Below are 24759 nucleotides of genomic sequence, written 5' to 3'. Positions count from 1 at the left end.
CGGACCGGGTCGAGGGCCGGCGTCAGCCGGGCTCGGCCGCCTCGGACACCTTCCCGGCCTGCCGCAGGATGCGCAGCAGGCCGAAGCCGTCCGGCGCGTAGTAGATCGGGATCTCCCGCGGGGTGCGCGGGTTGCGGGTCAGCTCGTCGGTCGGCACCGGGATGCCGTGCGACAGCATCTGCTCGGTCGGGGTCAGCTGCCGGATGGCGACCGCCTCGATGCACTCCGGCCTGGCCTCGGAGAAGTCGCTGTAGACCTCGAGGTCGTGCTGCCCGTCGTCGCCGACGAGGACCCACCGGATGTGCGGGAAGTCGCGGGCCAGCCGGTCGAGGCAGGCGCGCTTGTGCTGGCGACCGCTGCGGAACCAGCCGGTGTTCGTCGGGCCCCAGTCGGTGAGCAGCAGGGGCCCCATCGGGTAGCCGTGGTTCTTGAGGAACCGGGTCAGCGGCGGCGCGGTGTTCCACGCCCCCGTCGAGACGTAGACCGTCGGGGCCCCGGGGTGCTCGGCCAGCAGGGCCCGGTAGAGCGGGGCCATCCCGGGCACGACCCGCCGCGTGCCCTCGTGCTTGACGAAGGTGTTGTAGGCGGCGAGGAACATGCGCGGCAGGGACGTCGAGATGACGGTGTCGTCGATGTCGCTGACGATCCCGAAGGTCACGTCGTCGCCGACGACGAAGATCGGCACCTGCACGGGCTCGGAGTTCTGGGCCTCGACCGTCGCCGAGTGCCAGCCGGCGTCGAGCCCGGTCCCGCGGAAGGTGAGGTCGACGTGCCCGCTGCGGTCGCTGCGCCCGTGCGCGCGGTGATCGCCGACGGTGACGGTGACGGGGACGTCCATCGCCGGCGCGGTGAAGAACACCCGCCACCCGCGGCGCCGCCCGTCGAGCGACCGCAGGCCGCCGTACGTCTTGTCGCCGGCCTTCTTCTCCGCCTTCTTGTCGGGCTCGTCCTCGCGCAGCCCGTCGTCCGGCGGCGGGTCCTTGGGTCGGCTCAGCACGACGCGAGCGAAGACGCGCACGAAGTCGGACGAGCCGTAGCCGACGTGCCCGATGACACGGTTGGTCCAGTGCCGTCGGCGCAGGGCCCGGTCCACCTGGCGGTGCCACGCGTCCTCCACGATCGCGGCGGCGTGCGGGCGGGCCATGCGGACAAACCTAGGCCATCCCCCTCACGGCGTCCCGGCGTCCCGCTGCGAGGCCGCGCGCAGGTCGTCGGCGAGGCGCTGGCCGTCGCGGTCCGCCTCGTGCTCGAGGCCGTAGGGCATCCGGCGGGCCAGCGCCTCGAACCAGGCGAGGCCCCCGTGCTCGCGCTGGTGGCGCTCGAGGGTCGCCGAGACCCAGGCGACGAAGCCGACGAAGAACAGCAGGGCGGAGAGGGTCGTCAGGAGTTCCATGGCAGGAATCCTGCGCCCGTCGATCCGCTGCCACGAGTGGCAGGAACGACGGCTGACGTCAAGATCCCGCCACCTGCGTGGCAGACTGGGCCGGTGGCCCTCGACACCGTCGCCCTCCTGCTGCCGGCGCAGTCGGCGGCCTTCGAGTTCGCCCTCGTCACCGAGGTGTTCGGCGTCGACCGCACGCCGTACGGCGTCCCCGCCGTCGACTTCCGGGTCTGCGCCGCGCAGCCGCAGGTCGACCTGCTCGGCGGCCTGACCCTCACCGTCCCGCACGGCCTCGACGGGCTCGCGGGGGCTGACCTCGTCGTCGTCGGCGCCACCGGTCTGCGCGAGTTCGACGAGACGTTCCTCGACGCCATCCGCGCGGCGCACGCTGCCGGCGCGATCATCGCCTCCGTCTGCACGGGCGTCTTCCCGCTCGCCGCCGCCGGCCTGCTCGACGGCCGCCGGGTGACCGCCCACTGGGTGCACTGCGACGAGCTCGCGGCGACGTACCCGGCCCTGCGGGTCGACCGGGACGTCCTCTTCGTCGACGACGGCGACGTCGTCACCAGCGCGGGCACCGCCGCCGGCATCGACGCCTGCCTGCACCTCGTGCGCAAGCACCGCGGCGCGGCGATCGCCTCGACCATCGCGCGGCGGATGGTCGTCCCGCCGCAGCGCGACGGCGGCCAGCGGCAGTACGTCGACCTGCCCGTCCCGGCCTGCTCCGCGGACAGCCTGGAGCCGGTCATGCACTGGATGCGCGAGCACCTGGCCGAGGACCAGCCGGTGCGCGAGCTGGCCCGGCGCGCCTCGATGAGCGAGCGCACCTTCGCCCGCCGCTTCGTCGCCGAGAGCGGGACGACCCCCGCGAAGTGGCTGCTGTCGCAGCGGATCCACTACGCGCGCGAGCTGCTCGAGGCGAGCGACCTGCCCGTCGAGACCGTCGCGACCCGGGCCGGCTTCGGCAGCGCCGCCCTGCTGCGCCACCACTTCGCCCGCGAGGTCGGCGTCCCCCCGCTGGACTACCGGCGCACGTTCACCCGCACGCTCACCACCCCGGCCCCCGCCTGACAGTGATGATGGGTGCGGGCCCCCGCGCCGGGTCGTCCTGACTCGCCGCCTGACTGACTTGAGGTCTTCAACGGGATCTGTCGGTCGGTCCCGGCGCGGGGTCTCACGGCACTCATCGTCCGAGGGTTGTGACCTCATAGGAGCCTGTGCCAGCAGGCACCCATCACTGTCTTGTCCACTCGTTCGGATGGTGCATGCCGCCCACCCACCGTTCGAGAGTGAGAGAGGACGGCGATGACCACCATCGCACGCGGCACCACGACAAACCATCGGCGAGACCAGCAGGCGGATCCGGATCCGCAGCTGGACCAGCAGCGCGAGCCCGGTCAGGTGGTTGGTGGGGTGGACACCCACCTTGACACCCACACGGCGGCCGCGCTCGACCCGGTCGGGCGGCTGCTCGGGCATGCCACGTTCCCGGCCGACCCGGGCGGGTACGCGGCGCTGCTGGCGTGGCTGCGGTCGTTCGGGACGGTGGTGGTGGTTGGGGTCGAGGGCACCGGCGCGTACGGCGCCGGCCTAACCCGCCACCTGCGGGCCGAACAGGTGCAGCTGCTCGAGATCGACCGTCCCGACCGGCGGGCGCGCCGCAGCGCCGGCAAGTCCGACCCGCTCGACGCCGAAGCCGCGGCCCTGGCCGCGTTAGCGCGCACCCGCACCGGGGTCCCGAAGGTGCGCGACGGGCGGGTCGAGGCGCTGCGGAACCTGCGCGTGGCCCGGCGCAGCGCGATCGACCAGCGCGCGGACTGCCAGCGACGGATCAAGACCCTCATCGTGACCGCGGCCGAGCCGCTACGCGCGCGACTGCGGGGCCTGCCGACGCGGCAGCTGCTGGCAGCGTGCGCCGGGCTGCGCCCGGACCTGACCCGGGTCGGTGACCCCGAGCAGGCCACCAAGACTGCGCTGCGGGCCTTGGCCCGCCGCCACCACGCCCTCAGTGAGGAGATCACCGACCTCGACGCGGTCATCGACCCCCTCGTGGCCGCGATCAACCCCCAGCTCGTCGCGTTGAACGGCGTCGGCGCCGACGTGGCCGGTCAGCTGCTGGTCACCGCCGGAGAGAACAGCGACCGGGTCCACTCCGAAGCCGCGTTCGCGATGCTGTGCGGCGTCGCGCCGATCCCCGCCTCGTCCGGGCGGACCCACCGCCACCGCCTGAACCGGGGAGGGGACCGTCAGGCCAACGCCGCCCTGTACCGGGTCGTGCTGTGCCGGCTGAGATGGGACCCTCGCACCCAGGCCTACATGCACCGCCGAACCGAGCAAGGCCTGAGCAAGAAGGACATCATCCGCTGCCTCAAGCGCCTCATCGCCCGGGAGATCTACTACGTCCTCAACCCACGACTTCAGCCGTCGCCGGCCCTACAGACCATTTGACATCCATAGGAGCATCCCCCACGACGCCTCTGCGGGAGGCACCTGCTGGACCGGCGACGCCGGCGGCGTCGGCCCCGCGAGGGGGAGCCCCTCGCGGCAGGATGAGCGGGTGACCGCTGCCGCCCCGACCCCTGCCTCCACCACGGGGGTCGTCGACCTCGACGCCCTCACCGCGGACGACCTGCGGGCCCGGGGGACGGCCAAGTGGTCGCGCTACCCGGCGGACGTCATCCCCTTGTGGGTGGCGGAGATGGACTTCCCGACGGCACCGGTCGTGCTCGACGCCGTACGGCGGGCCCTCGACCGCGAGAGCCTCGGCTACCCCCTCGACGCGCAGCGGTCGGGTGTCGCCGACGCCCTCGCCGGCTGGTACGAGCGCGAGCACGGGTGGGCCCTCGACCCGGCCCGGATCGTCCTCGTGCCGAACGTCGTCAAGGGCGTGGGTCTCGCGCTCGAGACGGTGTGCGCCGACGCGCCGGTCGTCATCCCCACCCCGGCGTACATGCCGTTCTTCGACGTCGTGCACCTGCGGGGGCTGGACCACGTGCCGGTCCCGATGGTGCGGGCCGGCGACGGCGCCGGCGCGCCGTGGTCGCTCGACCTGCCCGGGATCGACGCCGCGCTGGCCGCCGGCGCCCGCACGGTGATCCTGTGCCAGCCGCACAACCCGCTCGGCCACGTCCACACCCGCGAGGAGCTGCTCGGTCTCGCCGACGTCGTCGAGCGGCACGGGGCGCGGGTGGTCTCGGACGAGATCCACGCGCCCCTCGTCCTCGAGGGACGCCACCTGCCGTACGCCGCCCTGTCCGCGGCCACCGCGCGGCACACCGTCACGGTGGTCTCGGCCTCGAAGGCGTGGAACGTGCCCGGTCTGACCTGCGCCCAGCTCGTGACGAGCAACGACGATGACCAGGAAGCATTCTCCCGGTTGCCGCACGAGAAGCTCATCGGCGTCGGCACGCTGGGGATCGCCGCGAACGTCGCCGCCTACGAGGACGGCGGGCCGTGGATGGCCCAGGTGCGCGAGCGGCTCGACGCGAACCGGCTGCTGGTCGCCGAGGCCGTCGCCTCGTGGCCCGGGGTGGAGCACCGGACCAACGAGGCGACGTACCTGGCCTGGCTCGACCTCACCGGGTTGGGGCTCGACGAGGAGCCGGCCGCCTGGCTGCTGCGCGAGGCCCGGGTCGCGCTCAACGACGGCGTGCCCTTCGGGGCCCCGGCGCACCGCTTCGCGCGGCTCAACTACGCGACGACCGCGCCGCTGCTCGACGAGGCGCTGACCCGGATCGGGCGCGCCGTCGCCCGCCGCGGCTGAGCCCACCAGCGAGGAGTCAGCCGCCGCAGTAGGTGCGGACCTGCGCGCTCACCGGCAGACCCTCGTGGCACTGGCGGGCCAGGACGTTCTTCGGGTCGCCGAGCGAGCCACCGCGGTGGGCCGAGCGCCAGCTGTAGACCGCCCGCTGGTCCGACGAGGTGAGCGGCGTGGCGTAGGGCCAGGTCGCCGCCGTGAAGGGCTCGAGGACGGAGTAGTCACCCACCGCGGCGTACAGCCCGCTCGCGTCGACCCAGCTCGGCACCGGCACGAGCTGGGCGGTCTGCCCGGGGGTCCCGGTGCTGAGGTACGCCCGGGTTCCGGTCACCGTCAGGCGCGCCCCCGACCCCATCGGCGTCACCCGGACCGTGCTGAGCAGGTCGCAGACCTGCTGCCCGCCCGGCCCCGCGGTGCAGCCGTGCGCGGACATCGTGCCGGTGCCGTCGGCGTGGATGGTCAGCGACGCGTCGTGGACGTTCCACTGGCCGACGAGCGCGGGGTCGAGCGTGGCCGGCCGGGACGACGTGCTGGCGCTCCGCGTGGGGACGACCGTCGCCGGGGCGGTCGCCTTCGCGGTGGTCGTCGTGGCCTTCGCGGTGGCCGACGAGGTCGCCGAGGTGGCCGACGCGGTGGTGGTGGCCGAGGTGGTGGCCGAGGTGGTGGCCGACGACGTGATGGCGGACGTGAGCGGGGTGCTCTGCGCCGCGGGCTTCGCCGAGGCACTCGAGGAGCAGGCCGACAGCCCGCCCACGGCCCCCACCCCGACGACCCCGAGGGCGAGGGCCGCCGCGAGACGCGCCCACCCGCTACCGGTCACGCCCCGCCGCACACCCTCGCGCCCGACGATCCCCGCACCCTTGCCGACCATGACGAACCCCTGCTCCCCGACCTGTGGTCGGCCCCCCGTCCAGGAGGGACGTCCCCTCCTCGATCCGGTCGACAACAGGTCGCTCGCGGGCGGGGCGAAGTTGCCGGTTGTCGGGTCACGGTTTGATCACGGAACTATCTACCGGATCGACGACACGTGACCCGACAGCCCGGGCTCTCGGGAAGGCGGCTCAGGCGAGCGACCCGATCTCCGTCTCCTCGTCGGCGAGCTCGGCCTTGTCGACGGCCTTGCCGGAGGCGATGACCTTCTGGATGTCGTCCTGCACGTCCCAGACGTTGACGTTCATCCCGGCGCGCACCCGGCCCGTCTTGTCGAGCCAGAACGCCACGAACTCGCCCTTCTCGAGCGACCCGCGCACGACGACCTCGTCGTCCTTCGAGCCGTGCCCGCTGTACTCCAGCCCCAGGTCGTACTGGTCGGAGTAGAAGAACGGCAGCTTGTCGAAGGCGTCGTCCTTCCCGACGATGGCGGCGGCCGTCGCCTCCGGTCGGTCGTTGGCCGTCGCCCAGTGCTCGGTGCGCACGCGCTCGCCGTCGCCGAGCGCCGGCGTCTCCGCCTCGGCGATGTCGCCGACGGCGAAGATCGAGGCGTCGCTGCTGCGGCCCTGCGCGTCGACGAGGACGCCGCCGCTCTCGCCGATCTGGAGGCCGGCGCCGCGCGCGACGTCGACGTTCGGAGTGGCGCCCACGCCGAGCAGCACGAGGTCGGCGGCGACCGAGGTCCCGTCCTTCAGCCTGACCGACCCGGCCTTGTGGGAGCCCTCGGCCGCCTCGATGGACTCGACCTCGACGCCGGTGCGCACGTCGACGCCGTGGTCGCGGTGCAGCGCGGCGAAGAACGCCCCGATCTCCTCGCCGACGACGCCGACGAGCGGCTGGGCGGCGTTCTCGAGGACGGTGACCTCGACGCCCGCCTGGCGCGCGGACGCGGCGACCTCGAGCCCGATCCACCCGCCGCCGATGACGACGAGCCGCCTGCCCTCCTCGAAGGAGTCGCGCAGCGCCTGCGCGTCGTCGACCGTGCGCAGGACGACGACTCCGCCGAGGTCGGCGCCGGGCAGGTCGAGGCGGCGCGGGGAGGACCCGGTGGCGAGGACGAGGACGTCGTACGGCGTGCTGGAGCCGTCGGTCGCGCGGACCTGCTTGTCGTGGGCCTCGACGGCGGTCACGGCGGTGCCGAGCTTGAGGTCGATCTTCTTCTCGTCGTACCACTCCTGCGGGTGGAGCACGGTCTCCTCGCGCGGGGTCTCGCCCTGGAGGAAGCCCTTGGACAGCGGCGGCCGGTCGTAGGGCAGGTGGTTCTCGGCGGCGAAGAGGGTGATGGAGCCGTCGTACCCGGCGTCGCGCAGGGTCTCGGCGGTGCGGGCGCCGGCCAGGCCGCCGCCGACGACGACGACCCGCTCGGGGGTCTGGGGAGAAGTGGAGTCGGTCATGCAGCAAGCCTTACCCGCGGCGACGCACCCCACCACCGAACCGTGACCTCGCGCGCCGCGGGAGCGTGAGGGGGCTCTGAGGGACGCGTGCGAGGATCGGCGCCATGGCCAGGCAGGGACAGGTTCGGGCACGTCGGACACGCGCGTGGGTGGCGGCGATCGCTCTCGGCGCGCTGACGGGCGGCGTGGCCGCCTGCACCTCCCCGCCCCCGCCGCCGGCGCCCGACGGCGTCGCCGCCGCCCTGGCCAAGGGCCTGACGAGCGGCACCCTCGACAGCGTCCCCCTCGACGGGGCCACCGGGGCCGACGCCACGGCGTCGACCAAGGGCCTGCTCGGCGACCTCGCCACCGCCGCCCGCAGCGTCACGGTCACCTCGGTGGCCAAGGACGCGACGAACGAGAAGAAGGCGACGGCGACGCTCACGTGGAGCTGGCCGCTGGCGGGGGCCTCGACGGCCTCCGGTACGGCGACCTCGAGCCCCACCTCGAGCGCGACCACCGAAGCGACCACCCCTGCGACCACCCCTGCGACGACCAGCGCGACCCCGAGCGGCACGAGCACGACGGGCGCGAACGCGACGGGCCCCTGGACCTACACCGTGCAGGTCCCGCTCGTGCGCCACGACGAGCAGAACGGGTCGATGGCCTGGCACGCGGTGTGGTCCCCGGCGCTGCTCGCGCCCGACCTCACCTCGGGCGAGAAGCTCCAGGTCCGCACGACCCAGGGCAAGCGCGCCGACATCGTCGGGGCCGGGAACACCCCGCTCATGACCTCCCGGCCCGTCTTCCAGCTGGGCCTCGACAAGGGCAAGGTCGACGCGGCGACCGCGTCCGCCTCGGCGGCGAAGCTGGCCGCGCTGCTGGGGATCGACGCGGCGTCGTACGCCAAGAAGGTCGCCTCCGCGGGGGCCAAGCAGTTCGTCGTCGGTCTCGTCGTGCGCACGTCGGACCCGTTGGCCCAGAAGGTCGCCCAGGTGCAGGCGGTCCCCGGTGGCGCCGCGGTCCCGGGGAACGAGGTGCTCGGTCCGACCCCCACCTTCGCGAAGTCGCTGCTGGGCACGGTCGGCGACGCGACGGCCGAGATGGTGCAGAAGTCGGGCGGGACGCTCAAGGCCGGGGACGTCGCCGGCCTCTCCGGCCTCGAGGCGCGGTACGACGCCCGGCTGCGCGGGACCACCGGGCTCACCGTCACCGCGGCCGGCACCGACGCCTCCGGGCAGACGGTGTCGCGCGAGCTGTTCAGCCGCGACGCCTCGGACGGCACGCCGCTGCAGGTGACGCTCGACGTCGGCGCGCAGGTCGCGGCCGAGGAGGTCCTGGCCTCGCAGACCTCGACCCCGACGTCGCTGGTCGTCGTCCGCCCGTCGACCGGCGAGATCGTCGCCGCCGCGAACGGCCCCGCGGCGCAGGGCTCGCTGGCGACGACGGGACGGTCCGCGCCGGGCTCGACGTTCAAGATCGTCACGGCGCTCGCCCTGCTGCGCAAGGGCTACACCCCCGACACCGTCGTGCCGTGCACCCCGACGGTCACCGTCGACGGGCGCAGCTTCAAGAACTACGACGACTACCCCGCGGACAAGGTCGGGGACATCCAGCTGCGGGTGGCGTTCGCCAACTCGTGCAACACCGCGTTCATCTCGCAGCAGGCCAAGGTGAGCCAAGCCGACCTCGCGAACGCCGCCGCCAGCCTCGGGATCGGCGTCGACCTCGACCTCGGCTTCCCGGCCTTCCTCGGCTCGGTACCGTCGACCGGGACCGGGACGACGCACGCCGCGTCGATGATCGGCCAGGCGCAGGTCGAGGTGGCGCCGATGGACATGGCGACCGTCGTCGCGAGCGTCGTCACGGGGACGACCGTGCGACCGCAGCTGGTGCGCGACAACCCGGCGGTCGCCTCGTTCCCCAAGCCCGCGGTGCCGCTGACGTCGGCCGAGGCGACGTCGCTGCGCACCCTCATGGGCGCGGTCGTCAGCGAAGGCAGCGGGCGCGTGCTCGCGCCCGTCGGCGTCACCCTGGCCAAGACCGGCACCGCCGAGTACGGCACCGGTTCACCGCTGCCGACGCACGCGTGGATGGTCGCCGCCCGTGGCGACCTCGCCGTGGCGGCCTACGTCGAGACCGGCCAGTCCGGCAGCGGCACCGCCGGCCCGCTCATCGCCGCCTTCCTCCAGCGGTACGGCGGCTGACGCGCCCTCCCCGCCGTCGAGCACGACCCGCACGACGAACGCCCCTCCCACCGCAGCGGTGGGAGGGGCGTCGTACGTGAGCCGTAGTGGGGCTAGCGCCTCACTTGGCCTGGACGATGTCGACGTCGGCGGCGCGCACGTAGGCGACGCGGTGACCGAGGTCGATCTCGTAGTAGACGTCCTGGCCCATGACGTCCACGTGGTCCGTCGGCGGGGTGCCGGCGAAGGTGCTCGCGCGGTAGTAGTCGGTCGGGATGTGGGCGTCGAGCAGGGCGTACCGCTGGCCGGCCTTGATCGTGTACTGCAGCGGCGTCACGGTCTGCACGAGGATGCCGGCGGGGTACGCCGACGCCTCCGGGTAGGCGCGCCCGTAGACCGGGACCGACGCGTTGCCCGCCTTCGGGACGACGTACGAGCCGGTGACCGGGACCGCGGTGGGGCGCTTGACCGGGTTCTTGAACCAGGCGATGTCACCGAGGTACCAGATGGCGGTCCAGTCGCCCTGGCGACCGGCGACGGCGTAGTCGGTGCCGGCGGCCGCGCGCGCGCCCATGTCGGCGACGTCGGTCGTCGACGCGGAGCCGTCGGGGTGCAGGCCGAGGTCCTTGACCAGCGGGGCGGCGTCGCTCGGCGACTGGCGCAGGGAGACGAAGTTCGTCCCCTGGGGGTCGCACGGGTTGCCGGAGCCGGAGGTGTCGCACCCGGTGACCGGCTGCTGGTTGCGGTTGAAGCCGGGCAGGATCCGCACGAGCTGCGAGCTGGGCTTCGGGCCGACGTCGCTCAGCGGCTTGCCGATGAGGTCGAAGTAGTGCGACCAGTCCCAGTAGGGGCCCGGGTCCCAGTGCATCCCGGCGACGGTCGACGGCGTCGTCCCCGGCACCTGGTCGTGACCGATGATGTGCGCGCGGTCGACCGGGATGCCGTACTTCTGCGTGAGGTAGGCGACGAGCTTGGCCGACTTGCGGTACATCGGCTCGGTGAACCAGGTCGCCCCCTGCGGTGCGAACCCCTCGTGCTCGATGCCGATGGAGTGCATGTTGACGTACCAGTTGCCGGCGTGCCAGGCGACGTCCTTCGTCGGGACGTGCTGGGCGATGTAGCCGTCCTCGGAGCGGATCGAGTAGTGCCAGGAGACGTACGTCGGGTCGGCGATGAGACCCAGCGTCGTGTCCCACGTGGCCTCGGTGTCGTGGATGACGATGGTCGTGATCTTCGGTGACCCGACGTCGCGGCGGGCGAGGTCGTGGTTCCCGTAGTCGCCCGCGCCCGGGCCGTACTGCTCGTACGGCGCCGGGTCCCACTCGCAGGGCAGGCCCGCCGGGCACTCGAGGTTCGGGTCGCGCTTGGCCGCGGCCCTCAGCCCGAGCCTGGAGAGCTGCGCGGTCTGCGGGGTGACGCGGGTGGCGGCCATGGCCAGGGTCTGGCCGTCGGTCGTCGTGCGCGCCGAGCCGGCCTGCAGCTGCGCGAAGGTGTCGTCGGCGAACTCCCTCGCGTCGTCGGCCGTCGTGGCGCTGCCGGCGTGGGCCACGGCGGCGTACCACGCACCGGGGTCGCTCGAGACGCCGGTCGGCAACCCGAGCGCGCGCTGCTCCTGCGCCAGCAGCGCGGCGCCGCCGCGGATGTTGGCGACGTCGGAGGTGCGCAGCGTCTGGCGCGGGAGACCGAGCAGGGCGGCCGCCTTGCCGAGGGTGTCGACGCCGCCGGGGACCGCACCGGGGGTGGACCCGTCGGTGCCGTCCTTGCCCTCGGCGGCGTCGTCGGCGAAGAGGGTGCCGTCGACGAGGTTCATCGGGCCGTAGCCGCCGTCGGTGCTGTGCTGGCCGGCGTGGCCCTCCCAGCGCGTCTGGCTGTACGACACCGCCTCGAGGACGCTCTGCGGGACGCCGAACTCGCGGGCGGCCGCACCGAAGGCGGCGCCGCGGGCGGTCGGGCCCGTGCTGCCGGCCGACGCGCTGGTCGACGCGGCGTCGGCGTGGGTGGCGCCGAGGGCGACCGCGCCGACGAGGGAGCCGGCGAGGGTGGTGGTGGCGGCGAGCGCGAGGGCGCGGCGCCGGTGACGGCCCGGGGTGGGCCGGGTGGATCGGGTCATGCGACAACCCCCAGGGGCGATGGACGTCGTACGGGATGGACGTCGAACGTGGGGAGTCAACCACCACCGCGCACGTACCGCATCACGGAACTCGTTCACCTCGGGGGTGGTGACAGCCCCCTCGTCTAGCCTGGTGGCACCCCAGCCGCCCATCCACCCCAGCCAGCGGCTCGTCGACGAGAAGCAGGGTCCCGCCGTGTACAAGGTCTACGCCGTCCTGCTCCTGCTGGCGCTCGCCCTGCTGCTCATGCCGTCGGTCCGTCGCTCCCTGGGCGGGCTCGCCGGGCTCGGCCGCAAGGAGAACCGTCAGGACCTCGCCCGCTCGGCGCGCGAGCAGGCCCGCACCGCGGCCGAGCAGGCCCGGGCCGCCGCCGGCACGGCCCGCCAGGCCGCGGGCACCGCCGCGGACGTCGCCCGCGGCACGGCCGGCGCGGTCCGCGACGCCGGCGACTCGCTGTCCCAGACCCTCACCGACCGCCGGCTGCGGACGATCGGGCGCACCGTCACGGCCGAGGGCGGCCCGGGCGAGCTCGCGTCGCTGCTCGCCGAGGCGGTCGCGACCGTCGCCGTCGTCGACCCGGTGGCCCCCCGCGAGGGCGAGACCCAGGCGTGGGTCCACTCCGGGACCGGCGACACCCGGTACGCCGCCCGCCCCGGCCCGGCCACCGCGCCCACCACGGTCGTCGGCGTCGTCGAGTTCGAGGTCGTCATGGGTGAGCCCCAGGGGGCGTCCGTCACCGGGCACGTCCTCGAGGCGGTCACCGAGGCCCTCGACCGCGCCGGGATCCGTTGGACCGAGGCCGTCCACCCGTTCACCCCCGGACCCGCGGACACCACCGACGGGTTCCGCCGGCTCACCTGAGCCCGCCCCAGCAGCACGAGGAACCCGAGGAGCAGCGATGAGCGAGAACCCCTACGCCCGGGACGAGGACGAGGTCCGCGAGGCGGCCGCGCCGACCGAGCAGGTACCCGTGCAGCCCGAGCCCGGGTCCTGGGCGACCGGGAGCTACGGCTCGCCGTCGACGGAGCCCACCCCGCTGACCTCACCCTCGGGCTCCTCGTCGGGCTCCTCGTCGGGCTCGGGCACCGGCTACGAGGGGGTGGCCGCCGCCTACGGCTCGCCGTACGGCGACCCCACGGCCACGCCCTCGGGCCCGTCGCCCGCGAGCCCCTACGGCGCGCCGTACGGCGACCCGTCCGGTGCCGGGATCCCCAGCCCGCCGTGGGGTGGTCAGCCGAGCCCGCAGCACGGGGTCCAGCACGGGGTTCAGCACGGGGTTCAGCACGGGGTCCAGCACGGGGTCCAGCACGGGGCCTGGCCCCCCGCCCCCGGCCAGCACCACGCGCCGCGGACGGCCGGCTTCCTGGCCAGCCTGTTCGACACCTCGTTCGACCGGTTCGTCACGCCGGTGGTGGCCAAGGTGGCCTACCTCGTCGTCATCGTCGCGGTCGGGCTGACCTGGGTGGCCGAGCTGGTCGGGGCGCTGCTGACCGACGCCACCTACGCGCTCGTCGTCCTCGTCGTCGGCGGCGTCCTCGCCCTCGTGACGGTCATCGGCGCGCGCGTCCTCATCGAGGCGGTCCTCGCCCTGGTGCGGCTCGCCGAGGACACCCGCACGATCCGCGACCGGCTGGGTGACGGCCGGGGTGACGGCCGGGGTGACGGCCGGGGTGACGGGGGCGACGACCTCAGGGGGCGGTGACGACCCGCAGCGCCTGGCGCACCTGGTGCTCGAAGAGCACGTCCGGGTGCGCGAAGGTCGACTCGCCGAGCTGACCGAACACCTCCAGGCTCACCGCACCGACGAGCGTCGTCCACAGGAGGATGCCGCGGGCGAGCGTGGCGTCGTCCGCCTGCTGCAGCCCCACCTCGGTGCGGACGGCCGCGAGGTCGCGACCCAGCGCTCGCGGCAGGGCGACCGCCCCGGCCCCCGTCGGTACCTCGCCGGCGGCGACCCCCTCGTCGAGCAGGTGCATGAGGACGACCATGACGCGGGTCCCCGCCTCGACCGTGGAGGGTGGGGCGGCGTACCCGGGCACGGGTGAGCCGTAGAGCAGCGCCCACCGGGCGGGCTCGGCGACGGCCCAGGACCGCATCGTCCCGGCGAGGACGAGGACCTGCGCCGCGAACCCGCCCCGGGACCGGGCGAGGGCGGCGTCGACGTGGTCGGCCAGCTCGGTGTAGGCGTCGACGACGAGCAGGGTGAGCAGGTCGTCGCGGTTGGCGACGTAGCGGTAGACCGCGCTGGAGACCATGCCGAGGTCGCGCGTCACCGCCCGCAGCGACAGGGCCGCCGCGCCCTCCTTGGCGAGGTGGTCGCGCCCGATCTCGAGGATCCGCCGGGTGACCTCCTCGCGGCGCTCGGCGCGCGTGGAGGGGGCGGGGGTCGACGAGGGGGCGCGGGTCGTCGGCACCGCCCCACCCTAGCAAAACGAGAGCACTGCTCTTGACAATCCCGGACGACGCGCCGTACGGTCGTCTCATCCGAGAGCACCGCTCTCACTTCCCCCAGGGAGTCATCATGAGCGCCAGCACCGACCGCTTCGTCCGCCCCACCAGCGGCGACCTCGCCTTCAACCGGGTCGTCGCCTGGCTGACCCGGCACGGGGTCAGCCTCCTGGGCTCCCGGGTCCTCACCGTCCCCGGCCGCCGGACCGGCACCCCGCACAGCACCCCGGTCAACCTGCTCACCCTCGACGGCGAGCGCTACCTCGTCGCCCCGCGGGGGACCACCGCGTGGGTGCGCAACGTGCGGGTGAGCGGCACCGCGCAGCTGTCCGTGGGGCGGCGTACGGAGCACGTGACCGTCACCGAGCTCCCGGTCGACGAGCGGGTGTCCGTCATCCGGCAGTACCTCGTGCGGTGGGGGTGGGAGGTCGGGCGCTTCGTCGAGGGGCTGACCAAGGCCTCCACCGACGACGAGATCGCCGCCGTCGCAGCCGGCTTCCCCGTCTTCCGGCTGACCCCGGACCCCGCCGCCGGCGCCTGACCCGAGGGTGCGGGGCCCGTGCGGCGCGCGCGCGAGACGACCCGCGGGGTTGGGCATACGGTGGGCGATGGCCGGGCAGACCCGACCCCTCGCCCGCCCAGCCTGCAGGAGGCACCGTGCACCCGGCCACGTCGGTCCCGGCTCTCGCGTCGGCCACGCTCATCGACGCGTCGCCCGTCGACTACGCGCTCGTCGCGCTCTACTTCGTCTTCGTCATCGGCATCGGGCTCGTCGCCCGCCGCCAGGTCTCGGACTCGGTCGACTTCTTCCTCTCCGGCCGCTCGCTGCCGGCCTGGGTGACGGGCCTGGCCTTCATCTCGGCCAACCTCGGCGCCGTCGAGATCATGGGGATGTCGGCCAACGGGGCGCAGTACGGCCTGCCGACGGTGCACTACTTCTGGGTCGGGGCCATCCCGGCCATGCTCTTCCTCGGCGTCGTGATGATGCCGTTCTACTACGGCAGCAAGGTGCGCTCGGTCCCCGAGTTCATGTTCCGCCGCTTCGGCACCGGGGCGCACCTGGTCAACGCGCTCTCGTTCGCCCTGGCCCAGCTGCTCATCGCCGGCGTCAACCTCTACCTGCTCGGCTCGATCGTGCGGGCGCTGCTCGGCTGGCCGCTGTGGCTCACGCTGCTGGTCGCCGCCGCGATCGTCCTGTCGTACATCACGGTCGGTGGTCTCTCGGCCGCCATCTACAACGAGGTCCTCCAGTTCTTCGTCATCGTCGGCGCGCTGCTGCCGCTGACCCTCGTCGGCCTCAACCGGGTCGGCGGCTGGAGCGGGCTGAAGGACAAGGTCACCGAGTACGCCACGTCGACGCAGCCGGCGGCCGGGACGACGATCCCGACGGCCGACCAGCAGCTGCACTCCTGGCCCGGCACGGCGCTGACCGGCTTCGGCTCCTCGACGCTGTCCGTCATCGGCATCGTCTTCGGCCTCGGCTTCGTGCTCTCCTTCGGCTACTGGACGACGAACTTCGTCGAGGTCCAGCGCGCGATGGCCTCGGAGTCGATCTCGGCGGCCCGCAAGACCCCGATCATCGGCGCCTTCCCCAAGATGTTCATCCCCTTCATCGTCATCATCCCCGGGATGGTCGCGGCCGTGCTCGTGCCGGAGATCGGCAAGCTCAAGGCCGGCAACCCCACCGCCGGCGGCGCGTCGGGCACCGTCACCTACAACGACGCGCTCATCCTGCTCATGCGCGACGTGCTGCCCAACGGCCTGCTCGGGGTCGCGATCGCCGGTCTGCTCGCCGCCTTCATGGCCGGCATGGCGGCGAACATCTCGGCCTTCAACACGGTCTTCTCCTACGACCTGTGGGAGCGCTACGTCCGCAAGAACCACCACGACGACTACTACCTGCGCATCGGGCGGCTCGCCACGGTCGGGGCGACGGTCATCGCGATCTTCACCGCGCTCATCGCCAGCTCGTTCAACAACGTCATGAACTACATCCAGACGTTGTTCGGGTTCTTCAACGCCCCCCTCTTCGCGACGTTCATTCTCGGCATGTTCTGGAAGCGGATGACCGCGACGGCCGGCTGGGTGGGCCTGTCGGCGGGCACGCTGTCGGCCGTCGTCGTCGCGTTCCTGTCCGAGGACGCGTTCGGCTCCGCCAGCCTGGGCGTCCTCCCGGTCGGCGGCCAGGGCGCGTCCTTCGCGGCCGCCGGCACCGCCTTCGTCGTCGACATCGTCCTGTCGGTGGTCGTGTCGATGGTCACCGAGCCCAAGCCGGTCTCCGAGCTGCGCGGGCTGGTCTACTCCGAGACCCCGCGCGAGGACCTCGTCGACCCGCAGGAGAAGTCCTACCCGTGGTACCGGCGGACCATCCCGCTGGCCTCGATCGGGCTCGTCCTCGTCGTCGCCCTCAACCTCGTGTTCGCCTGAGCCGGAAGGACCTCGACATGGCCGACCAGAAGACCCCAGACCAGAAGACCCCAGACCAGAAGACCCCCGACCAGAAGACCCCCGACCAGAAGAGCACGGGCCAGAAGAGCACGGGCCAGAAGAGCACGGGCGGCGGGCAGCACACCGCGGGCGCCTTCGACATCCGCAACATCATCGGCGCCCTCATCGGGCTGTACGGCGTCGTCCTCACCGTCATGGGGCTCTTCGCCGACCCCGAGACCGCCAAGACCGGCGGGGTCAACGCCAACCTGTGGGCCGGGATCGGCATGCTCGTCGTCGGTCTCGCCTTCCTCGCGTGGGCCCGGCTCAAGCCGATCGTCGTCCCCGAGCACCCCGCGGGGCCGGGCCCGGCCGCCGACGCGGGTCCCGCCGGTGACGGCGACCGCCCGCGCTCGCACTGAGCCGGACCGGGGCCCAACCCCACGACCCGGTACGGCGTCCCAGAGGACGTCAACCCACGAACCACACCTCGAAGGGACGCGTGATGGGGACAGCACACCGACCCACGACCCGCCGCACCACCACCCGGGCGACCCTCGCCCTCGGTTCCGCCCTGCTCGCCGCGGGTGCTCTCGGTGCCTGCAGCACGAGCGACGGCACCACCCAGACCGGCGCGCAGGCGCCGGTGACGACGACGGTGACGAGCACCGAGCCGCCGGCGAGCACGACGACCTCCGCCGACGCCGGGTCGGGCTCGGGCACCACGACGACCGCGAGCGGCGGTGCCGAGGCGCCCGGGACCACGACGACCACGGGAGGGTCGGCCACGACCACCACCTGCCAGCCCTCGCAGATGACCCTGCGCGTCGAGATGCCCGCGGGTGGTGGCAGCGCCGGCCACGTCGCCGTCCAGCTGATCGCGACCAACAAGGGCTCGACGGTCTGCACGACGCAGGGCTTCCCCGGCGTCTCGCTCGTGGCCGGCGGCACCGGGCAGCAGCTCGGGGCGGCCGCCGACCGGGCCACCGGTCAGTCCGCCCCCCTCATGCGGCTCGAGCCGGGCAAGACCGCCGTCGCGACCATCCAGGTCGCCCAGGCGGCGAACTTCCCGTCCTGCAGCGAGACCACCGCCTCCGGCTTCCGGGTGTACCTGCCGGGGACCACGGCGGCGGCGTACGTGCCGTACTCGCTGCAGGCGTGCGCGAACCCGTCGGTCCACCAGCTCCAGGTGCAGCCCTTCAACGCCTGAGCCACCGGACGGCCCCGCCCCACCCGGGCTCGCCCCCCGCGGCCCCACGGCTGCGGGGGGCGCGCGCGTCTGGCACGTTGGAGGGGTGAAGGTCCTCGTCACCGGAGCGTCCGGGTTCGTCGGGCGCCATCTCACCCCCGCCCTCGCCGACGCCGGCCACGACGTCGTCGCCATGACCCGGCACCCGGACGACTACAGCGGGGCCGGCACCGCCGTCTTCGGTGACGTCGCCGACGAGGACAGCCTGCGCACGGCGATGGAGGGCTGCGAGGCGGCGTACTACCTCGTCCACTCCCTCGACTCCGCGGACTTCGAGACCAAGGACGCCCAGGCGGCCGGGTCGTTCGGTCGGGCCGCCCGCGAGGTCGGGCTGAAGCAGGTCGTCTACCTCGGCGGTCTCGGGGACGACGACGACGACCTGTCCGCCCACCTGCGCAGCCGGCGCGAGGTCGAGCGCTTGCTCGCCGACGCCGGCGTGCCGGTGACGACGCTGCGCGCCGGGATCGTCATCGGCGACGAGGGGATCTCGTGGGAGATGACCCGCCAGCTCGTCGAGCACCTCCCCGCGATGATCACGCCCAAGTGGGTCAAGACCCGCACCCAGCCGATCGCGCTCGACGACGTCGTGCGCTACCTCGTCGGTGTGCTCGGGCTCGAGGACGCCTACGGGCGCTCGTTCGACGTCGGCGGCCCCGACGTGCTCGCCTACTCCGAGATGATGAAGCGCGTGGCCGACATCGAGGGGCGGCCGCTGGTCGTCGCCCCGGTCCCGCTGCTCACCCCCGGGCTGTCCTCGCGGTGGCTCTCGCTCGTCACGAGCGTCGACCCGCAGACGGCGCGCTCGCTCGTCGACTCGATGACCAACGAGGTCGTCGTGCGCGACGACAGCATCCGGCGGCTGGTCCCCTTCGAGCCGATGACGTACGACGACGCCGTCCGAGTGGCGCTGCGCGACCGCGCCCGGCGCCTCGGCCCCGACGGGTCCGCCGACCCGGCCCCGAGCGGTGACGCGGCGGCGAAGGGTCGCTCGTGACCGCCTGGTGGGAGCGGGCCCGTGACCAGGTCACCGGCCGCCTTCCGCTGCCCATGACCCGTCAGGAGCCGTTGCTGAGCGAGGAGAGCGAGGCGGTCCGCACCCGGCGGCGCCGCCTCGTCGGGATCGTCGGGCTCACCGGCGCGGGGCTGCTCGGCCTCTCGCTGTCGACGAAGCCGGGCTCGCCGCGCTTCTACCTGCTCACCGGGGCGGTGGCTGCGACGTGGACGATCGGTGCCTTCGCGTCCGGACCGCTGCACGTCGGCACGATCCGCGGGCGCGACGACATCCGCCGCACGCCCGTCGTCACGCCGGTGGCGACCGGCGTCCTCGCCTTCGGCACGTTCTACGGGCTGGCCCTCGTCGCCAAGCGGATCCCCTTCCTGGAGAGCGCGATCGGCAACGTCCTGCGCTTCGCCGACGAGGGCGAGCTGCCGCTGGTCGTCCTCACGACGTGCGCCAACGGGATCGGCGAGGAGCTGTTCTTCCGGGGGGCCCTCTTCACCGTCCTGCGCGACGAGCACCCGGTGCTGCGGTCCACGGCCGTCTACACCGCGGCCACGGTCGCCACCCGCAACCCCGCCCTCGTCGCGGCCGCCGCGGTGATGGGGGCGCTGTTCGGCCTGCAGCGCCGGGCCTCCGGCGGCGTCCAGGCCCCCGTGCTCACCCACCTCACGTGGTCGGTCCTCATGCTCCGCTTCCTGCCACCGCTCTTCGAGTCCGCCATCGCCCAGGAGCAGCACCAGGAGGCCAGGGCGGCCGACATCGCCACGCCCACCTCGTCGCGGCTGCTGCGCTGGGCCCACCGTGACTGAGGCCCCGTCGGTCGTCTGGTTCCGCCGCGACCTGCGGCTGCGCGACCACGCCGCGCTGCTCACCGCCGCCCAGCAGGGGCCGGTGCTCGCGCTGTTCGTCCTCGACGACGTGCTGCTGCGCACCGCCGGCGGCCCGCGCACCGCGTGGCTGCGGCGCAGCCTGCGCGCCCTCGACGCCGACCTGCGCGAGCACGGCGGCGGGCTCGTCGTCCGCCGCGGCCGCCCCGCCGACGTCGTCCCCGCGACCGCCGCCGAGGTCGGGGCGAGCGCGGTCCACGTCAGCGCCGACTTCACGCCGTACGGCGCCCGCCGCGACACCGCCGTCGAGACCGCCCTCGCCGGCCTGCCCGGCTCGCCCGGCCTGGTCCGCACCGGCAGCCCGTACGCCGTCGCGCCCGGCCGGGTCGTGCGCGGGGACGGGGCGCCGTACCAGGTCTTCACGCCCTTCTACCGCTCGTGGCTCGACCACGGCTGGCGCCGTCCCGCGGAGTCCGACCCGGCCGCGACGACGTGGGTCGCCGCCCCCGGCGACGGGATCCCCGACGACCCGGAGCTCGGCGACGGCACGACCCTGCCGGAGCCGGGCGAGGCGGGCGCCGCCGCGGCCTGGGCGAGGTTCCGCGAGGAGGGCCTGGCCGGGTACGACACCGACCGCGACCGGCCCGACCACGACGCCACGTCGCGGATGAGCCCGCACCTGAAGATCGGCACGGTCCACCCGCGCACCCTGCTCGCCGACCTCGGGCACTCCACCGGCGAAGACGCCTACCGCCGCCAGCTCGCGTGGCGCGACTTCTACGCCGCGGTCCTGCACTTCTGGCCGCGCAGCGCGCACGGCTACTTCCGCCGCGCCTTCGAGTCGATGGAGTACGACACCGGCGCCGAGGCGCAGCAACGGTTCCGCGCCTGGCAGGAAGGCCGCACCGGCTTCCCGTACGTCGACGCGGGCATGCGCCAGCTGCTCGCCGAGGGCTGGATGCACAATCGGTTGCGGATGCTCGTCGCCTCCTTCCTCGTCAAGGACCTGCACCTGGAGTGGACCCTCGGGGCCCGGCACTTCATGGACCACCTCGTCGACGGCGACCTGGCCAACAACCAGCACGGCTGGCAGTGGGCGGCGGGGACCGGGACCGACGCGGCGCCGTACTTCCGCGTCTTTAACCCGATCACCCAGGGCGAGAAGTTCGACCCGCAGGGCGACTACGTGCGCCGCTGGGTCCCGGAGCTGCGCGACGTCCCCGGCAAGGCCGTGCACCGCCCGTGGGACCTGCCGCAGCACCCCGTCGGCTACCCGCACCCGCTCGTCGACCACGCCGAGGAGCGCCGCGAGGCGCTGCGCCGGCTCTCCGCCGTCCAGTCCTGAGCCGTCCAGTCCTGAGCCGTCCAGTCCTGAGCCGTCCAGTCGTGAGCACACCAGACCCCTAACACCGACGGAGCGCGTCCATGGTCCAGCCCCGCACCCTCGCCGCCACCGCGGCCGCCGTCACCGCGACCGCGGTCACCGGCGGGCTCGGCACCGACGTCTCCTCGCGCTGGTACGCCCGGCTCGACAAGCCGTCGTGGCAGCCGCCGGGCTGGCTGTTCGGGCCGGTGTGGACCTCGCTCTACGCGCTCATCGCCGTCGGCACCGCCCGCGCCCTCGACGGCGCCGAGCACCGCGAGAGCGACCCGCGGGCCCGGCGGGACCTGCGGGTCGCCATCGGCGTCAACCTCGTCCTCAACGTGCTGTGGACGTGGCTGTTCTTCGCGTGGAAGCGGCCGCGGCTCGCGCTCGCCGAGATCCTCCTGCTCGAGGCGTCGACGGTCGACCTCATCCGCCGGTGCTCGCGGTACGACGCCACCTCCGGCCGGCTGCTCGCGCCGTACGCCGCCTGGGTCGCCTTCGCGACCGCGCTGACCGCCGAGCTGGTCCGGCGCAACCCGGGCGCCTGAGCGCCCCTACGCCAGCAGGTCGGCGTGCCGCGGCACCCACGGCTGCCAGGCGAGGCGCAGGCTCGTCTCCGGCAGCAGCCGGTCGCCCTTGCGGTTGTTGCACGGCGAGCAGGAGGCGACGGTGTTGAGCCACGTCGAGCCGCCCCCGCGGCTCATCGGCACGACGTGGTCGACGGTCGTGGCGCGGCCGGCGCAGTAGGCGCAGCGGTGCCGGTCGCGGGTGAGGACGGCCCGCTTGGACCAGCCGGCCGGGCGGTGCAGCCACTTCGCGGCGACGTACCGCAGCAGCCGGACCACGCGCGGACGCGGGTAGGGGCCGAACATCTGGCCCTCGACGGCCTCCTCGACGACCGCCACCTCGCGCACCAGCATGCCGATGGCGTGCCGGACGGACACGCCCCCGAGGGGCTCGTACGACGCGTTGAGGATGAGCACCTGGGACACCGGGGAACCCCCTAGGTCGGGCGCGGCTGGCTGTCGCGCTGCTCCCATGGTGCCTGCCACCACGCGGATCTGCTCCCCAATTCCTCGTGACGCGCAGGTGACGGTCCGGGATCGAGGTCAGGGTCGAGGTCAGGATCGAGGTCAGGGTAGAGGTCTGCCCGGCAGCGCGGCCAGGTGCTCGAGCGCCTCGTCGAGCCCGACGACGTCGGCGTACTTCGCGTCCAGGTCGCGCAGGTTCTGGGCGTGCAGGTCCTCGCTCCGGTCGCCGCACGCGTCGGCGACGACGAGCGGGCGCAGGCCGTGGGTCAGCGCGTCCGTGGCCGAGGCCCGCACGCAGCCGGACGTCGAGACGCCCGTGAGGAGGAGGGTGTCGACGCCGCGGGCGCGCAGCCACGCGGTGAGCCCCTCGCCGTCCGCGGTCCGGCCGGTGAAGGCCGACGCGTACTGCTTGGTGACGACGACCTCGGCGTCGGCCGGGGCGAGGGTCGGCGCGCCCCACCCGCCGTCGGCGTCGACGGCGAACGCGGCGAGGGCGGGCACCTTGCGCACGAAGTGGCCGCCGTCGGCGAGGTCGGCCGCGTAGCGCACGAGGGTCCACACGACCGGGACGCCGGCGGCGCGGGCCGCTTCGACGAGCCGGCGGTTGGCCTCGACGACCCCGTCCGCGCCGGGCAGGGCGAACGGGCCGTCCGGGTCGGTGTACGCGCGGCAGAGGTCGACGACGAGCAGCGCCGGCCGCTCCCCCCAGCCGACCCGCCCCGAGAACGCCGGGCCGTGGGGACCCGGCGTGCCCGGGGCGGGCGGGCCGGGGGTCACCGCGACCAGACCGGCCGCGTCGGGGCCGGCAGTCCGGTCTCCTCCTCGGCGCGGGCGAGGATCTCCTCCAGCGGCGGACCCATGTCGAAGACCGGCAGCTCGGCCGGTCGGTCCTGGCGCATCCGGTCGCGGAGCTCGGTGGTCGCGGCGTCGTCGACGGTCGCGCCGAGCCCGTCGGGGCCGTCGGTGGTCACGACGACGCCGTACGCCCGGGCGCCCTCGGGGCTGACCAGCCCGCGGCGGACCTCGAGGGCGACGAGCGCGGGGTCGCGCTCGAGCGGGTCGCCCCACCCGCCGCCGCCCCAGGTGACGAAGTGCAGGACGTCGCCGGGGGAGACGGGGACGTCGTGGCACTTGCTCGGCAGGACCTGCCGGGTGCCGTCGGCGCGGTCGACCCACTTGGTGCCGCGGGCGCCGGGCCGGCCGCCGTTGACGCCCCAGGGGTAGGTCAGCCAGCGGTCGTCGTGGATGGCGATGGTGCCGGGCTCCTCGAAGACGTAGGCGACGTCGACGCCGTTGCCCCCGCGGTGCAGGCCGGCGCCGCCGGTGTCGGCGACGGTCTCCCACTTCTCGATCCGCAGCGGGTAGTACGACTCGAGGTACTCGCACGGGATGTTGACGAAGCTCGGCCACAGCGAGTGACCGTCGGGGCCGTCGCCGAGCGGGCGGCCGGGGATCCCGCCGAAGCCGATCGAGTACAGCTGGAACCACTCGCCCGCGCGGTCGCCTCCCGAGTAGTGCCCCGAGTACATGAAGTGCGGGCTGGAGGAGAAGCCGGCCGCGTTGAGCAGCGCCGGGTTGGTCTGCCCGAGCAGGCCGCCGAAGAGGTCGAAGACGCGACCGATGCCGTGGTTGCGCCCGGAGAGGGCCGCGGGGTGCTTGGGCTTCCAGTACGAGCCGTCCGGGATCGTCACGTCGACGAGCGGGTAGAACCCGTCGTTCCACAGGATCTGCGGGTCGGCGACGGTGATCATGTAGATCCCGAAGAACATCCGGGTGAGGTTCTCGTTGATGTAGTAGTTGATCGGGCCGACGGCCTGCGGGCTGGAGCCGGTGAAGTCCAGGTGCACCTTCTCGCCGGTCCGGGTGAGGGAGAGCTTCAGCTCGTAGGGGCCGTTGCCGACACCGTCGTCGCAGATGTAGTCGGTGAAGGAGAGCGTGCGGCCCTCCTCGAAGACCATGGCCAGCAGCACCTTCATCGCGTCGTAGTTGCGCTGCAGCAGCGCGTCGAGCGAGGCGAGGTACGTCGCCGTGCCGAACCGCTCGCACATCTCGACCACCCGGCGGGCCGCGGTGCGGCAGGCGGCGACGAGGCCGTTGAGGTCGGCCCGGTTCCAGTCCGGCATCCGCACCTGGTTGAGGACGACGCGCAGCGCGTCCTCGTTGACGACGCCCTTCGCGTAGAGCTTGAAGGGCGGGATGACGACGCCCTCCTCGTAGATCGTGCGGGCGTCGGTCGGCATCGACGACGGGGTCTTGCCGCCGACGTCGGACATGTGGCCGAACATCGAGGACCAGCCGACGACGCGGCCCTCGTGGAAGATCGGGACGACGACGAGCCAGTCGTTGGCGTGGCTGATCGCCGCGCCGCACGCGTACGGGTCCGAGGTGAGCAGGACGTCGCCCTCCTCGACCGTGCCGTCGTACCCGTCGAGGAAGTCGGGGATGGACAGGCCGAACTGGCCGACGACCATCTTCCCGCTGGGGTCGGCGATGAGCGGAAACTCGTCGTGCTGCTCGCGGATGCCGGGGGACAGGGCGGTGCGGAAGAGCACCTCGTCCATCTCGTAGCGCGCGTTGCGCAGGCCGTTCTCGACGAGGTCGAGGGTGACCGGGTCGACCTGCCCCTCGAGGGTCGGCAGCGGCGTGGTCGCGGTCTCGACGATGCGGGCCATG

At 73.7% G+C, this 24759-nt stretch carries 23 protein-coding genes; 14 read left to right on the top strand and 9 right to left on the bottom strand.

All coding sequences use genetic code 11. From position 1 onward, the window contains the following. Positions 1–22 precede the first annotated feature (22 nt). Complete coding sequence (locus tag FB458_RS06815) at positions 23–1144, bottom strand: App1 family protein phosphatidate phosphatase (protein ID WP_141847822.1); 1122 nt, start codon at positions 1142–1144, stop codon at positions 23–25. Positions 1145–1168: 24 nt separating this feature from the next. Continuing rightward, the gene (locus FB458_RS06810) at positions 1169–1393 is read right to left on the bottom strand and encodes a hypothetical protein (protein WP_141847821.1); all 225 of its coding nucleotides are present in this window, start codon (positions 1391–1393) and stop codon (positions 1169–1171) included. A 93-nt stretch (positions 1394–1486) separates the two neighbouring features. Here FB458_RS06810 and FB458_RS06805 point away from each other — a divergent pair, with 93 nt between their 5' ends. From FB458_RS06805 to FB458_RS06795, 3 genes are all read left to right on the top strand, one after another. Further along, the gene (locus FB458_RS06805; protein ID WP_141847820.1) at positions 1487–2452 is read left to right on the top strand and encodes a helix-turn-helix domain-containing protein; all 966 of its coding nucleotides are present in this window, start codon (positions 1487–1489) and stop codon (positions 2450–2452) included. A 234-nt stretch (positions 2453–2686) separates the two neighbouring features. Continuing rightward, positions 2687–3829 carry an IS110 family RNA-guided transposase gene (locus FB458_RS06800; RefSeq protein ID WP_246061097.1) on the top strand — a complete coding sequence of 381 codons (1143 nt, stop codon included), beginning with the start codon at positions 2687–2689 and terminating at the stop codon, positions 3827–3829. Between the two features lie 109 nt (positions 3830–3938). Beyond that, positions 3939–5144: a MalY/PatB family protein gene (locus tag FB458_RS06795; RefSeq protein ID WP_141847819.1), complete on the top strand. Its 1206-nt coding sequence runs from the start codon at positions 3939–3941 to the stop codon at positions 5142–5144. A 16-nt stretch (positions 5145–5160) separates the two neighbouring features. On the opposite strand, the gene FB458_RS06790 is transcribed toward FB458_RS06795, so the two are convergent. Together FB458_RS06790 and FB458_RS06785 are read right to left on the bottom strand one after the other, a co-directional pair. Beyond that, on the bottom strand, positions 5161–5958 hold the full coding sequence (locus FB458_RS06790; RefSeq protein ID WP_141847818.1) for a hypothetical protein: 798 nt from the start codon (positions 5956–5958) through the stop codon (positions 5161–5163). Positions 5959–6199: 241 nt separating this feature from the next. Further along, positions 6200–7462, bottom strand: a complete 1263-nt coding sequence (locus FB458_RS06785) for an NAD(P)/FAD-dependent oxidoreductase (RefSeq protein WP_141847817.1) — start codon at positions 7460–7462, stop codon at positions 6200–6202. A 149-nt stretch (positions 7463–7611) separates the two neighbouring features. Here FB458_RS06785 and FB458_RS06780 point away from each other — a divergent pair, with 149 nt between their 5' ends. Then, positions 7612–9648, top strand: a complete 2037-nt coding sequence (locus tag FB458_RS06780; RefSeq protein WP_141847816.1) for a penicillin-binding transpeptidase domain-containing protein — start codon at positions 7612–7614, stop codon at positions 9646–9648. 100 nt (positions 9649–9748) lie between these two features. Here the strand turns inward: FB458_RS06780 and FB458_RS06775 are convergent, their stop codons facing one another. Further along, on the bottom strand, positions 9749–11737 hold the full coding sequence (locus FB458_RS06775) for an N-acetylmuramoyl-L-alanine amidase (RefSeq protein WP_141847815.1): 1989 nt from the start codon (positions 11735–11737) through the stop codon (positions 9749–9751). A gap of 133 nt (positions 11738–11870) precedes the next feature. On the opposite strand from FB458_RS06775, the gene FB458_RS06770 reads away from it, so the two are divergent. Further along, the gene (locus FB458_RS06770; RefSeq protein WP_141847814.1) at positions 11871–12599 is read left to right on the top strand and encodes a hypothetical protein; all 729 of its coding nucleotides are present in this window, start codon (positions 11871–11873) and stop codon (positions 12597–12599) included. Positions 12600–12636: 37 nt separating this feature from the next. After that, positions 12637–13440, top strand: a complete 804-nt coding sequence (locus tag FB458_RS06765) for a DUF4282 domain-containing protein (RefSeq protein WP_141847813.1) — start codon at positions 12637–12639, stop codon at positions 13438–13440. Here the strand turns inward: FB458_RS06765 and FB458_RS06760 are convergent. Further along, on the bottom strand, positions 13427–14152 hold the full coding sequence (locus FB458_RS06760; RefSeq protein ID WP_141847812.1) for a TetR/AcrR family transcriptional regulator: 726 nt from the start codon (positions 14150–14152) through the stop codon (positions 13427–13429). The genes FB458_RS06765 and FB458_RS06760 overlap by 14 nt on opposite strands. Before the next feature lie 107 nt (positions 14153–14259). On the opposite strand from FB458_RS06760, the gene FB458_RS06755 reads away from it, so the two are divergent. From FB458_RS06755 to FB458_RS06720, 8 genes are all read left to right on the top strand, one after another. Beyond that, the gene (locus FB458_RS06755; RefSeq protein ID WP_141847811.1) at positions 14260–14727 is read left to right on the top strand and encodes a nitroreductase/quinone reductase family protein; all 468 of its coding nucleotides are present in this window, start codon (positions 14260–14262) and stop codon (positions 14725–14727) included. Positions 14728–14843: 116 nt separating this feature from the next. Further along, positions 14844–16613 (top strand): sodium:solute symporter family protein, encoded by a 1770-nt coding sequence (locus FB458_RS06750; protein WP_141847810.1) that lies wholly within the window; start codon positions 14844–14846, stop codon positions 16611–16613. 17 nt (positions 16614–16630) lie between these two features. Beyond that, on the top strand, positions 16631–17035 hold the full coding sequence (locus FB458_RS21805) for a hypothetical protein (protein ID WP_246061096.1): 405 nt from the start codon (positions 16631–16633) through the stop codon (positions 17033–17035). Positions 17036–17118: 83 nt separating this feature from the next. After that, positions 17119–17823, top strand: a complete 705-nt coding sequence (locus FB458_RS06740; protein WP_141847809.1) for a DUF4232 domain-containing protein — start codon at positions 17119–17121, stop codon at positions 17821–17823. Between the two features lie 85 nt (positions 17824–17908). Then, a complete protein-coding gene (locus FB458_RS06735) occupies positions 17909–18856 on the top strand; it encodes an NAD(P)H-binding protein (protein ID WP_141847808.1) in 948 nt (315 codons plus the stop codon). Continuing rightward, positions 18853–19671: a CPBP family intramembrane glutamic endopeptidase gene (locus FB458_RS06730; RefSeq protein WP_211355953.1), complete on the top strand. Its 819-nt coding sequence runs from the start codon at positions 18853–18855 to the stop codon at positions 19669–19671. The genes FB458_RS06735 and FB458_RS06730 overlap by 4 nt, the downstream gene beginning before the upstream one ends. After that, entirely contained in the window at positions 19664–21034 is a 1371-nt protein-coding gene (locus tag FB458_RS06725) for a cryptochrome/photolyase family protein (RefSeq protein ID WP_141847807.1), read from the top strand. Before FB458_RS06730 ends, FB458_RS06725 begins: the two co-directional genes overlap by 8 nt. A gap of 80 nt (positions 21035–21114) precedes the next feature. Then, a complete protein-coding gene (locus FB458_RS06720; RefSeq protein ID WP_141847806.1) occupies positions 21115–21603 on the top strand; it encodes a TspO/MBR family protein in 489 nt (162 codons plus the stop codon). A gap of 6 nt (positions 21604–21609) precedes the next feature. Here the strand turns inward: FB458_RS06720 and FB458_RS06715 are convergent, their stop codons facing one another. The 3 genes from FB458_RS06715 to FB458_RS06705 form a co-directional block, all read right to left on the bottom strand. Further along, the gene (locus FB458_RS06715; protein ID WP_211355952.1) at positions 21610–22047 is read right to left on the bottom strand and encodes an HNH endonuclease; all 438 of its coding nucleotides are present in this window, start codon (positions 22045–22047) and stop codon (positions 21610–21612) included. A gap of 141 nt (positions 22048–22188) precedes the next feature. Further along, complete coding sequence (locus FB458_RS06710) at positions 22189–22863, bottom strand: isochorismatase family protein (RefSeq protein ID WP_211355951.1); 675 nt, start codon at positions 22861–22863, stop codon at positions 22189–22191. Further along, the gene (locus FB458_RS06705; RefSeq protein ID WP_141847805.1) at positions 22860–24758 is read right to left on the bottom strand and encodes a hydantoinase B/oxoprolinase family protein; all 1899 of its coding nucleotides are present in this window, start codon (positions 24756–24758) and stop codon (positions 22860–22862) included. Before FB458_RS06705 ends, FB458_RS06710 begins: the two co-directional genes overlap by 4 nt. Between the last annotated feature and the right edge of the window lies 1 nt (position 24759).

The organism is Lapillicoccus jejuensis (assembly GCF_006715055.1).
Classification (GTDB): domain Bacteria; phylum Actinomycetota; class Actinomycetes; order Actinomycetales; family Dermatophilaceae; genus Lapillicoccus; species Lapillicoccus jejuensis.
Note: the sequence above shows the minus strand (reverse complement) of the source record. Positions and strands in the feature narration are given on the sequence as shown.